General features: G+C 71.5%; 12 protein-coding genes. All 12 read left to right on the top strand.

Annotated features, from left to right (window positions below):
- Nucleotides 1-23 precede the first annotated feature (23 nt).
- The 12 genes from LXM88_RS14120 (at nt 24) to LXM88_RS14065 (ending at nt 15,829) form a co-directional block, all read left to right on the top strand.
- Entirely contained in the window at nt 24-362 is a 339-nt protein-coding gene (locus tag LXM88_RS14120) for a DUF3467 domain-containing protein (RefSeq protein ID WP_262531805.1), read from the top strand.
- Nucleotides 363-405: 43 nt separating this feature from the next.
- Entirely contained in the window at nt 406-3,792 is a 3,387-nt protein-coding gene (locus LXM88_RS14115; RefSeq protein ID WP_262531804.1) for an N-acetylmuramoyl-L-alanine amidase, read from the top strand.
- Between the two features lie 33 nt (nt 3,793-3,825).
- Nucleotides 3,826-5,103, top strand: a complete 1,278-nt coding sequence (locus LXM88_RS14110) for a hypothetical protein (RefSeq protein WP_262531803.1) — start codon at nt 3,826-3,828, stop codon at nt 5,101-5,103.
- An 11-nt stretch (nt 5,104-5,114) separates the two neighbouring features.
- Nucleotides 5,115-5,390 carry a hypothetical protein gene (locus LXM88_RS14105; protein WP_262531802.1) on the top strand — a complete coding sequence of 92 codons (276 nt, stop codon included), beginning with the start codon at nt 5,115-5,117 and terminating at the stop codon, nt 5,388-5,390.
- Entirely contained in the window at nt 5,387-6,208 is an 822-nt protein-coding gene (locus LXM88_RS14100; protein ID WP_262531801.1) for a hypothetical protein, read from the top strand. The genes LXM88_RS14105 and LXM88_RS14100 overlap by 4 nt, the downstream gene beginning before the upstream one ends.
- A complete protein-coding gene (locus tag LXM88_RS14095; RefSeq protein ID WP_262531800.1) occupies nt 6,205-7,623 on the top strand; it encodes a S8 family peptidase in 1,419 nt (472 codons plus the stop codon). Before LXM88_RS14100 ends, LXM88_RS14095 begins: the two co-directional genes overlap by 4 nt.
- Nucleotides 7,624-7,820: 197 nt before the next feature.
- The gene (locus LXM88_RS14090) at nt 7,821-9,626 is read left to right on the top strand and encodes a hypothetical protein (protein WP_262531799.1); all 1,806 of its coding nucleotides are present in this window, start codon (nt 7,821-7,823) and stop codon (nt 9,624-9,626) included.
- Nucleotides 9,627-9,653: 27 nt separating this feature from the next.
- Nucleotides 9,654-10,688 (top strand): hypothetical protein, encoded by a 1,035-nt coding sequence (locus LXM88_RS14085; protein WP_262531797.1) that lies wholly within the window; start codon nt 9,654-9,656, stop codon nt 10,686-10,688.
- Between the two features lie 25 nt (nt 10,689-10,713).
- The gene (locus tag LXM88_RS14080; RefSeq protein ID WP_262531796.1) at nt 10,714-12,129 is read left to right on the top strand and encodes a hypothetical protein; all 1,416 of its coding nucleotides are present in this window, start codon (nt 10,714-10,716) and stop codon (nt 12,127-12,129) included.
- A gap of 15 nt (nt 12,130-12,144) precedes the next feature.
- Nucleotides 12,145-13,344: a hypothetical protein gene (locus tag LXM88_RS14075; protein WP_262531795.1), complete on the top strand. Its 1,200-nt coding sequence runs from the start codon at nt 12,145-12,147 to the stop codon at nt 13,342-13,344.
- 6 nt (nt 13,345-13,350) lie between these two features.
- Nucleotides 13,351-14,313 (top strand): hypothetical protein, encoded by a 963-nt coding sequence (locus LXM88_RS14070; protein WP_262531793.1) that lies wholly within the window; start codon nt 13,351-13,353, stop codon nt 14,311-14,313.
- A gap of 1 nt (nt 14,314) precedes the next feature.
- On the top strand, nt 14,315-15,829 hold the full coding sequence (locus tag LXM88_RS14065; protein WP_262531791.1) for a hypothetical protein: 1,515 nt from the start codon (nt 14,315-14,317) through the stop codon (nt 15,827-15,829).
- Nucleotides 15,830-15,849: the final 20 nt, after the last annotated feature.

Below are 15,849 nucleotides of genomic sequence, written 5' to 3'. Positions count from 1 at the left end.
CTCACGTCGCGGAACCTGAGACGATGCACAAGACCTCGACCAAAGGCCGGCGGGCACCGGAGCGGCGCTACGTCAACTATTTCGAAGTGGGCCACAACCTCTGCGAGTTCGTGATCGATCTCGGGCAGTTCAACGTGGAGATCGCGCGGCCGCTGCTGAGCAGCCGGGTCGTGACCGGGCCCGCGTACGCGAAGCTGCTCGCGCGGATGCTGCGGGAATCGGTGGAGCGCTTCGAAGCGTCGTATGGCGCGATCCGCGAAGCGGGCGACGAGCTCGACCCGTTCGAGGTCGTCAAGCAGTCGATTGCCGGATACGACGGCGCGCCGGACGGCGCTGCCCGCATCAAACCCGTCAACGAATAGGCGCGCAATCGCGCGGCATGAACCGTCGCCAAAGGAGAAGGGCATGGCTAGCCAGATCCGCCCGAACCGGATCGAGATCAGCGATCGCTTCCCGATGATCGGGTTCACCATCCACGCGGATGGCGGGCCGAAATCGTTCGAGGTCGCGATCGCCACCGATCCGTCGCTGTTCAAGCCGGATGCGCGCGCACGGCGCACGCGCGCGAACTTCTATTCGAGCCGCGCGCGCGGCCCCGTGACCGCCGCGCGCGGCGAGGCCGTCTATCTGTTGCCGGCCGACGTCGTCGCGCGATTCATCGGCCAGGACAAGCTGTACTACGGCCTTGCCGCCGTCGGCGACAAGTCGGTCGATGCGCCGACCGTCCCGGGCGACGGCAGCCCGTATATCAGCCTGAAAGGGCTCAGCGAGCGCGCGCTGCGCCGCGTGCGGGTCTTGCCGAACCGGCAGCAGATCGCGGCGGGTTATGGCGTGCCGTCGCCGAAGGAACTCGAGTGGGCCGGCGACGTCGTGCAGCCCGGCGTCGCGCCGATCGCGGCGAAGGGCAACGGCCAGAGCGCGCCGTCGCCGGGCACGCCGGTGGCCGCGCCCGCGGCGGGCGGCAATGCGGCGAGCGCGAACGGCGTCGCGCATGCCGCGTCGCTGGCCGACTACGACGACGGCTACGGCCCGCTGCCCGCGCAGGACGGCAGCGGCGCCGCGTCCGCCGCGGACGACGACGCGCCGACGCACGCGATCGACTGGCCGATTCCTGACGACTCGGCAGGCGGCGGCACGGCCGCGAGCGCAAGCGCGCTCGGCGCCGACGTGCCCGATTATCCGCAGGCAAGCCGCTTCGTGCCGGCGGCGTCCGTCAACTACCGCCACGTGACCGGCACGCGCACGATCTCGCGTGTCGTGATCCACATCACCGAGGCCGCGACCACACGCAGCACGATCAACTGGTTCCAGAATCCGGACCAACGTACCCCCGACGGCACGCACGTGAACGTCAGCGCGCACTACGTGATCGGGCGCGACGGCGAGGTCGTGCAGATGGTCCACGACAACGACGTCGCGTGGCATGCGCACACCGCGAACAGCGACAGCATCGGCATCGAGCACGTCGCGATCGCGGGGCGGCTCAATCCGACCCAGGCCGAATACTGCGCGTCCGCCGCGCTCGTTACCTGGCTGTGCGACACGTACGGTATTGCGGTCGATCGCACGCATATCCTCGGCCACGCGGAGGCCGATCCGCACACGTCGCACGCGACCTGTCCGAACGCGGTGTGGGACTGGGACTACTACATGCATCTGGTGACGACGCGCAGCTGCGACGCGCAGCAGGCGGGCAGCGCGCATCCGGCGGCCGCGCAGGCGCTCGCCGCGGGCAGCCAGCCGGTCACGCTCGCGCGGCCGGCCCACGACCCCGCGCCGCATCATGCGGACCGCCGTCACGACGGCCGCGCGATGGCGCTCGGCGGCCAGTCGTACACGCTGAACTGGGACGGCGTCGAGCTGATCGCGCAACCGACCGACTATTCGTGCTGGGCCGCGTCGGCCGCAATGGTGATCGGCTGGCGCGACCAGATGTCGCTGACGCCGGAGACGATCGCGTCGATCTGCGGGCGCACGACGGCCACGGGCCTCGATCCCGGCCAGGTCGGGCCGTTTGCGCAGGACATGGGGCTCACGTCCGAGCCGCCGCAGTCGTACACGATCGACGCGTTCCGCCAATTGCTCGAGGATCACGGCCCGCTGTGGGTCGGCGCGAAAGTGCCGGGGCTGCATGCGATCGTCGTCACCGGGATGTACAGCGACGGCGCGGAAGACGGTTCGGATACCTACGTGAGGATCACGGATCCGTGGGATCGCGTCGCGGGCACGCCCGGCGCGCCCGGGCCTTACCGGAACACGCATGCGACCGGCAGCCGCTACATCCTGCGCTGGGCCGATTTCGTCAGCGAGTATGAAGGTGCCGCGACGATGCCGAACGTGAACCTGCAGATCCTGCATCCGGACAATGCGCTCGGCCGCCAGCCGAATCGCGGCAAGCCGGCCGACTATGCGATGGCGGCTGCCCTCGCGGACCGGCGCGGCGCCGATGCACGCTATCGCTCGCCGCGCGCCCATGCGCTCGATGCGCCGCCGCCGCTCGGGCCGGGCGACGTCGCGGTATCGGGCGGGCGCACCTACGTGGTGTTTGGGAGCGAGGTACGCACGGGCGGCGTGCCGGCGTGGCGCAACCACAACCCCGGCAACATCACCGCCGGCGAGTGGGCGGACGCGCACGGCGCGTATGCCGGCAAGCGCAACGGCGGTTTCGCGATCTTCCCCGACGACGCAACCGGCTTCGACGCGGTGATCGCGTTCATCGGCAGGTTTCCGAACGACACGATCGTCGCGCTGATGTCGCGCTATGCGCCGCCCGACGACGGCAAGAACCCGATGCTGAAGGGCAACGATCCGGCAGCCTATGCGCGCGCGATCGCCGCGCGGCTCGGCGTGCCGGTCACGACGCAGATCAGCGCGCTCGACGACGGCCAGCGCCGCACCTTCGCGTCCGAAATCCAGCGGATCGAGACGGGGCCCAACGGCGCCGGCACCTCGTACGCGTACAACGATCCGAAGCTGCCGGCCGACATCCGCAGCCGCCTGCCGGCGCCGGCCGCGAGTGCGCCCGATGCCGGCACCGACGCCGGCGGCCAGGATGCCGCGAGCCCCGATGCCGGCGCGCCGACCGGCGATGCGGGCGCGGGGGATGCCGGCGCAGGCGTGGGCGACGCGGGCAGCGGCGATGCATCGGCGTCGCAGGGGCTCGCGTATGCGGCCGGTGCGACGCCGGCGCGGCCGCATCCGCACCACCCGCACGCACGCGCGCCGCATACGCTGACGCTGGCCGAAGGCGGCGTCCCGTCGAACCCGGTCGCACCACCGGCCGATGCGTCGCCGCCGAGCGTGGCGTCCGGCACGGTGCCGGGCGCGACGCTCGACACGCAGGTCGGTGAAGCGGGCGGCGTCACCTGGGCGCTCGACCAGTTGCATGGGATGAAAGCCGTCGCCGGCGCCGATGCTGCGAACCGTGCGCTGGTCGACGGTCCGACGATCCGCATCACCGACTGGCCGTACCTCGACGATCCGGGCGGCCAGCGCGTCTGCGCACATTTCTTCGTCGACTGGCATTTCGACGGCCGCTCGGTCGGCGACGTGCAGATCGTCAACGTCGGCGCGAGCGACGCGCCGGGGCACACGCTGCACGTCACGGCGCGCATCGAGGACGACCCGCAGCGCTATCCGCCCGGCAAGCCGTTGTTCGGCGCGCTGCGCGTGCATTTCGCGTACCGCTTCGTCGAGCCCGACGCGTCGGTCCACGAGGCGACCACCGAGCTGCACCTGTTCGGCGACGGCACCTACGAGCAGGCGAGCCATTGGGCCGCGCTCGCGGCCTGAGCGAGGAACCGGCCCCTCCCGGCAATCATGGTCATGCTCCCCGCACCCCCGCCACCCGTTCGCCGCACCGCGCGGGCGTCCGCCACCGCCACCGCCGCCGACGAGTCGGCGGAGGTCGAGGCCGCGCGCGCGCTGACGGCGAACCTCGGTTCGTCGCTGCATCGATCCGCGGCGTTCCGGGATCTGCCCGCTCACGCGCGGCAGGGCATCCTCGCCGATCTCGACCGAATCCATCGCGGGCTCGGCGGTGCCGCGGCGACCGCCGGCGCGCTGGGTACGCCGCTCGATCTGCATCGCTTTGCACCGGCGTCCGCACCGGCGGACCCCGGCACGCCGGCCGATCCGCCGCCGGATGCGTCTGCGTCCGGCGACGGCGCCGCGAAGACGCCCGGCCCGAAAGCCGCGGCGACCGATACGATCGCGCGCCGCGCCGGCGCGCTGTCCGACGAGATCGATTTCCCGAAATTCGTCGCCGCGCTGGTGCACGGCACGTTCGACGCGATCGTCGAGGCGTCGATCCGGCAGATGGAGGCGTTTGCCGAGCTGGTCAGCGCGGTCGCCAAGTCGGCCGAGGATTTCACGCGCGAGAACATCACGCCGAACCAGGCGCGCGACTGGCTGGTCGCGCACTATCCGCAGGATCTCGAACTCGATCACGCGCAGGGCGAGCCGAAGGTGGTGCCGCGCGCGAGCGCGCCGTCGCAGGACGACAGCGAGCCGGACCAGCCGAACTCGCCCGCGTGGCTTGCCGAGTTCGATCTCGCGGGGGAGGAGCTGACGCCGGAGCTGGCCGAGACGCAACTGGTGCCGAAGGCGCAGCAGCGGGCCGGGCAGAACCGCCTGCAGACGCTCGCGACGATGGTGCTGCTCGGCATGAACCGCGTCGTCGTGCGCGACGGCACGATCTCGGCGCGCCTGCGGTTCCGTGCGGTGGCGGCCGACACCGCGAAGGTCGATTACGCGGTGTCGAACGACCCGAACCAGGGCAGCGATCTCGGCACGCGCGGCAGCACGACCTACGCGACGCCGTCGCTGCAGGTGTCGACGGTCGGCGTGAACGTGCAGGCCGACAGCGAGCTGCGCGCCGAACTGTTCGGCGAGGTGAAGATCAATTTCGCGAGCGAGACGCTGCCGCTCGAACGATTCGTCGACGATGCGCGCCGCACGCTGCTCGAACGGCATGCGCGCCCCGCACCCGTGCACAAGGCGTCGCCGCCGCCCGCGCTGCCGTCGCCGGCCGAGGTCGTGCCCGCCGTTGCGCCGCCGCCCGCGATCGCCGCCACGCCCGCGCCGGCGGGCGCCGTCAAGTGAGGACCGCCGCCATGCAACGCGCTCCGTTTTTCGCCAGCCTTGCCGCGATCGCGTCGGCCGCGCACGCGACGATCGTGTCGCCGGATCGCGCGCTGCACGCGCGGGAGATGGTGATCGAACTGCCGCTCGAACTCACGTGGGCGCGCTCGGCCGCCGGCTGCGAACTGTTCGCGAATCCGCCGCGCTGGCGCTGGCAGACCGCGTTCGACGCGCCGCTCGCGCGCGTGTCGATGACGTGGCGCGAAATGCCGCGCAGCGCCGCGGATGACCCGGGGACACGGCGATGAGCGCGAGCGACAGCCTGCCGATCGAACTGTTCATCCAGGCGCTGACGACGCAGCTCGATCACGCGCAGACGGCGATGGCGGTGAAGGCGCAGAACCTGAACCTGCCGCTGACGTTCGCGGTGAAGGATCTGTCGCTCGACCTGCGCACGCACGTCGAATTCGTGCAGAGCGAGGTGCGGATCCGGCCCGCCGGGCCCGGCGACCACGACGCGAGCACGATCCGGCTGTCGCTGACGACGATCACGAAGCCGATGATCGAGGAGAACGCGCCGCTGCCGTCGACGCGCAACAACGAGCCCGCGCTGCGCGACGTCGTCGGCAACACGCTGAGCGACGAGGAGCAGCGCCGGCTCGAATGGGCGGGCGTGCAGACCGCCGAGCAACTGAGGCGCTTCGAGCAAGGCGGCGAGCGGGTGCTCGAACGCGTGGCGAACCTGCCGGTCGAGCGGCTGCGCGCGGCGCTCGCGCGCGCGTCGGAGCCGCTCGTCACGCACGTCGAGCCGATCTTCCGCGACGGCAGCGACGGCGCAGGCGGCGATGCCGCACCCACGGACGCGCCGGCCGCGCCGCCGTGGATGCGGATCCGCGGGCGCAACCTCATGGCAGGCGGCACGCCGCGCGTGACGATCGGCGGCGAGCCGGTGAGCGTGCTCGATGCACGCGACGCCGAGCTGATCGTCGCGCCGGCCGCGCATCAGCTGGCTGGCGAGGTGGTGGTCGATCCGGGCAACGGCCGCACCGTCGCGCAGGCGTTCGATTTCGGATCGGCGCCGGCGCGGGCGGTGCGCGCCGGCACACCGGAGGAGGGGACGCGATGAGCGCGCCGGCTCCCTGGCTGCCGCACGGCGCCGGCTACGCGGTGCCCGGCGCGCTGCTCGTGAAGCTGCGCGTCGGCGAGGCGCCGCCCGCGGTGCCCGCGCGGCTCGACGTGATGCGGCGGCTCGGGGCGCCCGCGCAGGGGCTCGACGGCGGGCCGATCGACCGGCTGCTGCGGCATCACGGCGGCGCCGCGCGGGTCACGCGCGTGTATTCGGCCGCGCAGTCCGTGCACCGGCCGGGCGCGCGCCATCTCGGCTACGACGACGTCGAGCATGCGCTCGGGATGGCCGCCACGTTCCTCGTCGAAGTCGACCGCACGACGCCGATCGGCACGCTGGTCGACGCGCTGCGCCAGTTGCCGGCGGTCGAGCACGCGTGTCCGCACTGGATCGCGACCGCGCCGTTCGAGCTGCCGGCGGCGGCCGATCTCGACGACGCGTGGGCGCCGCGCGTGCGCGTGAACGGGCCCGATGCGCTTGCTTACGAAACCGGCGATCCGGCGATCGTCGTCGCGATCGTCGACACGGGCATCGCGCCCGTCCATCCGGAATTCGTCGACCGCTGGCGCGCGGGCTTCGACACGGTGCAGTTGAAGGGCACCGATCTCGCGGCGGGCGTGACGCTGCTCGGCGATCACGCGCGCTTCGACCGGCGGCCGTACGACCCGTTCGTCGGCCACGGCATGGGCTGCGCGGGGATCATCGGCGCGAGCGGCGCACGCCTGCCGCCGGGCCTTGCCGGCGCGGCGTCGCTGCTGCCGATCCGCGTGCTGGGCGCCGCGCGCCTGCCCGGCCGGCCGGACCCGGTCGGCATGGGCGCGCTCGCCGACATCGACTGCGGGATGAAGATCGCGGTCGACCTCGGCGCGAAGGTGATCAACATGAGCTTCGGCACGCCGGATTCGGCGCTCGCGAACGGCGGGCCGAAGCCGCACGAGGATGTGGTGCGCTACGCGCTCGCGCACGGCTGCGTGCTGGTCGCCGCGAGCGGCAATTCCGGCCGCGACGAGGCATTCTGGCCGGCCGCGTTCGACGGCGTGATCGCGGTCGGCGCGGTGGACGCGTCCGGCCGGCCCGCGCATTTCACGACGTCGGGCGCGCACGTCGCGCTGTGCGCGCCCGGCGAGCGGATCGTCACCGCCGCGCTGCGCGGCTACCAGAGTGCGACCGGCACCAGCTTCGCGGCGCCGTTCGTCGCCGGCGCCGCCGCGCTGCTCGTCAGCCGCGCGGAGCGGCGCGCCAGCCCGATCGACGGCGCGACGCTCCGCGCGCTCCTCGTCGAAAGCGCGAGCCCGTTTCCGGGCGGGAGCGCGCCGGGCTACGGCAGCGGCGTGCTCGACGTGCGCGCGGCGCTCGCGGCGCTCGACCGGCGGATCGATCGCGAAGAGGACGACGCGGACGCCGACGACGGATAGCCGGTCACGCCGGCCGGAGCACCCACCGAATCCGCGCCGGGTGGGGAGTCGCGGCACAGCGCGGAGACGGGTTCGTCGGGCATCGAGCGGCGGATCGGCACTGCAGCGGGGCGGGATTGAATCGACGTATCAGCCTTGCATGGGACCCGACCGGGCGCTGAAGCGCCGGATCGGGTCGACATCAAATCGAAAGGAGCATGACCATGGCCACACAGGTGATCTTCACCGACCTGGGCTCGGCGGATGCGGCGAAGCGGCTGACGCTCGAGGGGCGGCAATCCGAGCTGAACCAGGTCGCGCAGCAGCGCGCGCTGATGCCGCAGGAACTCGCGGAACTGGCGCGCATCACGCAATGGCTGTCCAAGGTCGAGCCGCCGCTGTTCGATCCGCTGTATATCGCGATCGCGAGCTACAACACGACGAGCGATCCGGTGAACGGCCTCGATTTCAGCGCGCTGCAGATCCAGCCCGCGATGCAGGCCGACGGCACCAACGCGTTCGGGATGGACGCCGGCAGCCCCGCGGGCGACCCCGCCAGCTATCCGGACGACGGCGTGCAGATGGCCGCCGTGTACGGCTACCTGTCGGCCGACAGCGTGCAGCCGCCGGACATCCTGCTGACCGAAATCACGCCGAGCCAGCTCGCGAAGATGGTGCCGAACGCGGCGTCGCCGCGCGGCCTGCCGCCGATCCTGTCGCACCTGACCGATCCGTCGCGGATCCTCGGCATCGACACGTCGGACCCGGTCTACCGGGCTTTCAGCGAGGCCTATTTCAAGGCGATGGGCGAGTTCAACGGCTGCAAGGCGCTCGCGACGCTGGTGTTCCCGATTCTCGTCACGATCGGCGCGACCAACGGCTCCTTCGAGGTCGACGCGACCGAATATGCACAGGTGCTGCGCATCCTGATCGGGCGCGGGATCGACGAGCGCGAGCCGCAGCTCACGCGCAAGGTCAACGAGGCGCTCGATGCGGTGCAGAACGTCTCGAACGGCGGGCCGACGTCGCAGATCAGCATCGACCTGCCGGACCTCGAGGCGTCGACCAACACCGAGATCATCGCCGACAACATCCGCGCGATGCAGCCCGCGTACTTCTCCGCGATGTTCGAGGAGCTGAAGGTGTTCCAGGTGGTCGACAAGCTCGCCGAGCTGTTCCAGAACGGCGTGCTGCCGATCGGCCGCGGCAAGGCCGGCGACTACCTGTACGCATACTGGAAGAACACGCCGAACCGCATCTCCGAGGCCGAGCGGCGCAGCTTCTATGCGCGCACGCTCGGCGTGCCGGGCGGCGACGACGGCGGCTCGCCGAACCGCGACTTCAACGACCTGTGGCTGCGCTTCGTGTCCGCGGTGTCGTCGTACGTGCGCCAGCAGCGCGTCGACGACCTGCTGCGCGCGCGCATTCCGAACCCGGTGAGCCAGCAGCTCGTGCGCAAGTCGGGGCGCGACATCGCGAACAACCTGTCGGTGCACGGCTACGGGATGGCGTATTTCATCGCGACCGAGCTGCAGCAGCTGATCAAGGATTTCATCGGACTCCTGTCGGATCCGGACATCCTGCTGTCGTACGGCGCGAAGGACATGTGGGGCGTGATCGACCAGGTCGCGACGCTCGAGCTCGGCGGGGCGAAGAACAGCGTGAAGTACCGGACGATGGCGACCTCGGGCGCGATCGTCATGGCGTGGCTCGCGAAGAACACGGTGAAGCTCGGCCGCTCCGGCTACGACGTGATCCTCGACGACAACGCGATCCGCTTCCCGGTGCCGCGGCCGGCAGGCGTCAGCGCGATGGTGTCGCCGTCCGACTACGACCTCGTGAACGCGTGCGACCAGTGGCTCGCGGTGACCGGCACCGAAGAGACGCGCGTCGACCAGTACGCGCAGGCGCACGAGGCGCCGATGACGACCACGCGGCCGATCCAGATCCCGTCGATCGCGCGCGACCTGCTCGATTCGGTCGGCGTGCCGGCGATGTCGCTCGGCACCGGCTACCGGCACTGAACGGAGGCGCAGATGTTGCAACGACCCATGTCCCACGCCATCGTCGAGCGGTTGCGGCGCGCGGCGGGCCAGCTGGGCACCGCGGACCCGACGCCGTTCGTCAAGCCGCTGATGGACCGCACGTTCGCGCTGCCCGAAGGCGACCGCCAGTACGCGGACAACGCGCTGACGCCCGGCACCGCGCCGTTCGAGCCGTCGTTTTCCGAACTGCAGCCCGGCGTGCTGCGCTTCACGATCGAGCCGCTCGGCCCCGGCGCGTCGGGCCAGGACCGCCGCGACGAGGCGACCCGCGAGATGCGCCGCCTCGTGCGGCCGTGCTTCGGGCCCGACGCGCTGCGCTGGTTCGACCAGCGCAGCGAGGAGTGGCGCACGGCCGGCTCGGGCACGATGCTGAACTACGGCGCGTTCTTCGGCAATTCGTTCGACCGGGACGGGCTGTTTACGTCGAAGGTCTATTACGAGATCGGCCCGCACCAGATGCGCGCGCTGCCGCTCGAGCTGCTCGATGCGGCAACCGCCGTGCAGCAGATGCTGCCGCAGGCCGTGCCGCTGTTCACGACGATCGGCTGCCAGCGCGAGCGCGGCCAACAGCGCCTGACGTTCCTGCATCGCGGGCCGCTGCGCCTGCGCGAACTCGGCCCGGTGCTCGAACAGCTCCGGCTGGGCCATCAGTTGCCCGGCATCATGCAGATCCTCGGCGTGGCGCTCGGCGGCCGCTTCGACCTGCCCGAGCGCTCGGTGCTGCTCGCGATCGGCCATACCGACGACGGCCCCGAGTTCGAGATCTACGTGCTGCTCGGGATGGTGCCCGACGTGCCCGCGAATTTCCTCGACCTGCTCGCGCTGGGCCTGACCGAGCGGCCGCGCGAACTGCAGGCGCTGGGCCGCTGGCTGCGCGCGTTCACGCCGGAGCGGGAAGACTGGCCCGGCCATTTCTCCGTGCTCAGCATCCACGCGGCCGCGCATTCGCCGCCGCGCGTGAGCCTCTATCTGCGGCCGGTCGAGTTCGAGATCAGCGACCGGATGGAGGCGCGCCGCGAACCCGAGGACGCCGGCACCTGACACCCATCGCCCAGCGAGGCCAACCATGAACCACGTCCAGCCCGAGCGCGGCGCGCATGCGAGCACCGGCCCGGCTCCGGCGGCCGTCCCGCGCGCCGAGGTGCGCCATGCGGTCAAGGATCTGCTGCAGCAGAGCCTGGCGTTCCGGCGCCTGCCCGGCCATATCCAGCAGCAGATCGCGCACGACACCGCGCAAATCGCCGACTACCTGGCGGCGCCGGAAGGCATTCCCGGTCACACGCTCGCGAACAGCCGCGTCAGCGCGCAGGCGCTCGACAACCCGCCCGGCGCCGACCAGTACCAGACCGACCGGCAGGCGGTGCAGGCGATCGGCGCGCAGAAGTTCAGGGCCGGCGCCGCGCGCGAAGGCGCAGAGGTCGCGGGGCTGTTCCTGCAGAAGGTCAATTTCCCGACCTTCGTCGCGAAGCTGATCCAGGGCGTGTTCCATGCGATCGTGCAGTCGTCGATCGAGCAGATGGAGGCCTACGGCAAGCTGGTGGCGAGCGTCGCGCAGTCGCTCGACAACTTCCGCGACGACAACGTCACGCCGAACCAGGGCCGCGGCCATCTCGTCGAGCAGTTCCCGGACGTCTTCCAGATCGGCGTTAGCGACGACAGCGACGGGCAGTCGCAGCCGCGCCTGCAACTGCGCGACGACGTCGACGAGGATTCGGCGCTCAAGCGCGTGAACGACAAGCTGGCGTCGACGGGCACGAAGATCGCGAGCCTCGACACCGAGGACGACGACAACGAGCGCGCGCTCGTCGAAGCGGCGCGCACGCACGTCGCGACGGGCCGCCAGCAACTGCTCGCGACGATGGTGCTGATGGGCATCAACCGGATCGTCGTGACCGACGGGCGGATCTCGGCGAAGATCATGTACGACTTCCAGGCGCAGGATTCGCGCAAGCTGCGCCGCAGCGCGACCGCGTACGACTACGCGCGCGACCAGTCCGGCAACGTGCAGAAGTCCTACGGATCCGAAGGGTCGTACGACCGTGGCGCCAGCCAGGGCTCGGGCGACGGCAGCCAGGATTCGAGCCAGAGCCCCGACCAGCAGGATCGCGATTCGAGCTGGTACACGAAGGGCACGTACAAGTACACCGAGACGCCGATCATCACCGCGATGAGTGCGGCGTCCGACACGCAGGACGAGTCGCTGAAGGTCAAGGCGACGCTCGCGGGCACCGTCGACGTGAATTTCAAGAGCGACTATTTCCCGCTCGAGAAGATGGTCGATCCCGCACAGATCGCGCAACTGCAGCTCGCGGCAGTGCCGGGACGCGGCGCCGGCGGCGCACGCGCGCCGGCCGGGGCGGCAGGCGCCGCGACGCCCGCGGCGGGCACGGGCGCCGGCACGGGGGCTGCCGCGACGCCTGGCGCCGGCGCGGGCGCGGCGGCACCGGGCAGCGCAGCGGCCGCGCCCGCGCCGGCCGCATGACGCGCCGGATTCGTCATGACCGCGCGCTCAGCGCCCCAAGCGTGGGCGGACGACGCAACCCTCGGGGTGGTGCGCCCGAAGGTGCGGGACATGCTGCTCGCGGTGCCGGCGTTTTCGCATCTGATGCCGGCCGAGCAGCAGGCGATCGCGTCGCAGATGGTCAAGGTCGCCGCGTACATGGCCAACCCCGACGGCGCGCTGGCGGGCACGCAGCCGGCCGCACCGCCGGTCGCGGCTGCACAGGCCGACAACGTCGCCGAGGCGGGCCGCCGCGCGACCGAGAATCGCGGCTTCGCGAGCAAGCAGTTCGATGCGGCGGCGGTGCGGCAGGGCGTCCAGCAGTTCGGCGAGCTGGTGCAGAAGGTCGACTTCCCGAAGTTCGTCGGCGGGCTGATCCAGAACGTGTTCCAGGCGATCGTCGATTCGTCGATCCAGCAGATGCGCGCGTACGGCGAACTGCTCGCGAACGTCGCGAAGACCGTCGACGAGTTCGCGCAGGACAACATCAGCGAGAACAACGCGCGCGACTGGCTGTCCGGCAAGTATCCGGACGTGCTGGACATCGACACGACCACCGAGGACATGGCCCAGGCGGACGGTGCCGCGGCGCCGGCGCCGCAACCGGTGCTGGTGGCGAAAGGCGACGATCCGGCCGCGGGCCTGCAGCGTATTTCCGGCGACCTCGGGCTCGCCAAGCCCGTCACCGACATCTCGAGCCCCGAGGACGAAACCCGGCTCGTGCTCGCCGCGCGGCAGCAGATGGCGCGCTCGCGCCAGCAACTGCTCGCGTCGATGGTGATGCTCGGCATCAACCGCATCGTGATCACCGACGGCCACATCAACGCGAAGGTCGTGTTCGACATGCGCGCGGCCGATACCGCGGGACGCGTCGCGAAGGCGTCGCTGTACGACGCGCAGCACGATTCGTCGACGACGACCGCGAGCGCGAGCACCGGCGGCTGGTTCAATCCGATCCAGGCCGGCATCAGCTCGACCGAGACCAGCGATCACATGACCACGGTGTCGTCGGCCGTCGACGACACGTCCGAATCGAAAGCCCAGGTGAAGGCGCAGCTGAGCGGCGAAGTTCGCGTGAACTTCAAGAGCGACTATTTCCCGATGGAGAAGCTGGCGAGCCCGGACATGATCGCCGCGATCCAGGGCAACTCCGTGCCGCAGCCGCAGCCGAAGGCGGCTGCCGCGGCCAAGCCGTAAGCCGTCATGGCTCCGTTCGACATCGCTCCGTCATCGTGCCGCGTCGACGTGCGCGGCCAGCCGGTCGAGCTGGCGGTCGCGCAGGCGCTGGATCTTGCACGGCTCGCGGAAACCGCGGGCTTCGCACTCGCGTTCGACGTGCTCGGCGACATCGCATTGCCGCCCGCCGCCGCCGTTTCCGGCGCGGCGGATGCCGCGCACCTGAACGCGATCGCCGCGCTGTATCTCGCGTCGGAGCTCGAGAACACGGAGCTCGTCAACGCGGCCCAGGCGCTGTGCGGCGTCGCGATGGCGGGCGGTCTCGCCGCCGACCTGGGCGATGCCGCGAACGATCTCGCGACCTTCTGGCACGGGCGCAACCAGCGCGCGAGCGCGGCCGAGCGGCACGCGTTCTACGTGCACCTGTTCGGCGACGACGCCCAGGCCGGCCGCGCCGATGCCGTGCAGGCGGACGCCGGCGAGCGTTTCGAGATGGCGTTCATCGACCTGTGCGAGGCGCTGTGCCGGCTCGACCCGGCGCTGCCGCCGGACGGGGCGGCCGATCCGGCACAGGCCGCGCAGGTCTCGCTCGCGGCGCGGCAGGTGCTCGACATCCTGATGGAGCGCGGTGCGGGCATCAGCGCGTTCATGGCGGGCGACATCCTGTCGACGGTGCAGGCCGCGATCCGGCTGTTGCAGCATCCGTCCGTGCAGCGTGCGTTCGGCGTGCGCGCGCTGTGGGATGTGGTGCGGGTGCTCGCGCAGCGCTACCTGCGCACGCGGCCGGTGATCGAGCCGCGGGTCGAGCGCGCGAAGGCCGGCTTCGCGGTGCTGACGTGGCTCGCGTCGACCGGCTCGCCAGGCCTGTACGCCGGGGACGCATCGACGCCCGTCGTCGCGCCGGGCGATCCGGTGCGCGCGAACGCGACCACCTGGCTGCAGTCGAGCCTGGACCTGAGCGAAAAGCTGGGCAGCGCGGCGGGAGGCTGACATGCGAGCCGATGCCCGCGCCCCCCAGCCGCTGCCCGAGGTGCGTCTCGCGGTGCGGGACCTGCTGTCCCGTGCGCCGGGATTTCGCGCGCTCGCGCCGGACGACCGCAGGACGCTGTCGCAGGCGCTGGTGCGCGTGTGCGCGGCCGCGATGGACCTGCTGCTCGAGGAAGCGCGCAGCGACGCCGACGCGCGTCGCGTGCAGCGCGCGGCCGGGCCTGAGGATGCGCCGCGCCTGCCGGCGGCGACCGCGCTCGCCAACGCCGGACAGGCGTTCAGCGGCATCGCGACCGACAAGCTCGCGAGCACGACGCAGCGAATCCTGAACGCGGTGTCGTTTCCGCGCTTCGTCTCGGACCTGATCAACGGCGTGTTCAAGGCGATCACCGACTCGAACCAGCAGCAGATGCAGTCGTTTCTCGACCTGCTGCGCAACGTCGCGACGACCACGGACGATTTCGCCGACGCGAATCTCGGCCCGGATCGCGCGCGGCAATGGCTGGTCGACAGCTTTCCGGGCTCGTTCGAGCTGGCGGGCGACGACACGTCCGGCGACGACGGCGGCGGCCGCTCGCCGGGCGATGCGGATTCGTCGCGCACGGTGCGGCTGAAGGACGGCGCGGCGATGCCGCCCGACGGCGCGTTGCGCGCGGTGCTCGGGCTGGGGCCGAACGAGTCGGTGCCGAGCGGCGAACCGGAAGCGGTGCTGCTGCCGTTCGCGCGCCGGGCGCTCGCGCAGCAGCGCCAGCAACTGCTGGGCACGATGGTGATGCTCGGCATGCAGCGCATCGTGATCGAGAGCGGCCGGCTGAACGCGTCGATGCGTTTTCACATCGACACGCGCAGCGCGGCCGCCGCGGACGAAGGCAGCCGCTTCGATTTCCAGAACAAGATCGACGCGAAGGGCAGCTTCAACGTCGGCGTGTGGGGCGCGGAAGCGAAGATGAGCAACACGATCGCGTACGTGTCGACGCAGAAGACCCAGACCACCGAGGAAATGAACACGGACCTCGACCTGAACTCGGGCGTCGAGCTCTATTTCAAGACCGACTACCTGCCGCTCGATCGCTTCGCGGGCAAGGGGCAGGTCGATCGCATCAAGGCCAACACGCTGAATCCCGACGCGGAGGAGAAGGCCGCGATCGCGGCGCGCGGCGATCGCGAGGCGAATGCGGACAAGGCGCAGGCGTCGCGGCTCGCCGCGCTGGACAAGGAGCTTGCGCCGCCCGCGGACACCGGGGCCGCACCGGCTTCGCCGGGTTCGCCCGCGCCGGCCGCGCATCCCGGTGCGGCGGGTGGAACGGCGGCAGCGGGCGGGGTCGGCGGGTCCGGTGGAAGCGGCGGCACGGGCACGGCGGGCGCAGGCGCAGCCACGGGCGGCGCCGGTGCGGCAGGCAGTACCGGCGGCGGCACATCGGCCGGGCATCCCGCGCCGCACGCGAATCCCGCGACGCCCGCCGCGGGTGCGCCGCACCCGGCAGCGAGTCACGGTCAGGCCGCGGCGTCTCCCGCATGACCCGGTCGCAGCGGGGTGGC

The sequence above is a fragment of the Burkholderia sp. S-53 genome (genome assembly GCF_025560745.1).
In the GTDB taxonomy this organism is placed as follows: domain Bacteria; phylum Pseudomonadota; class Gammaproteobacteria; order Burkholderiales; family Burkholderiaceae; genus Burkholderia; species Burkholderia pyrrocinia.
This window is presented reverse-complemented; position numbering and strand designations above follow the sequence as displayed.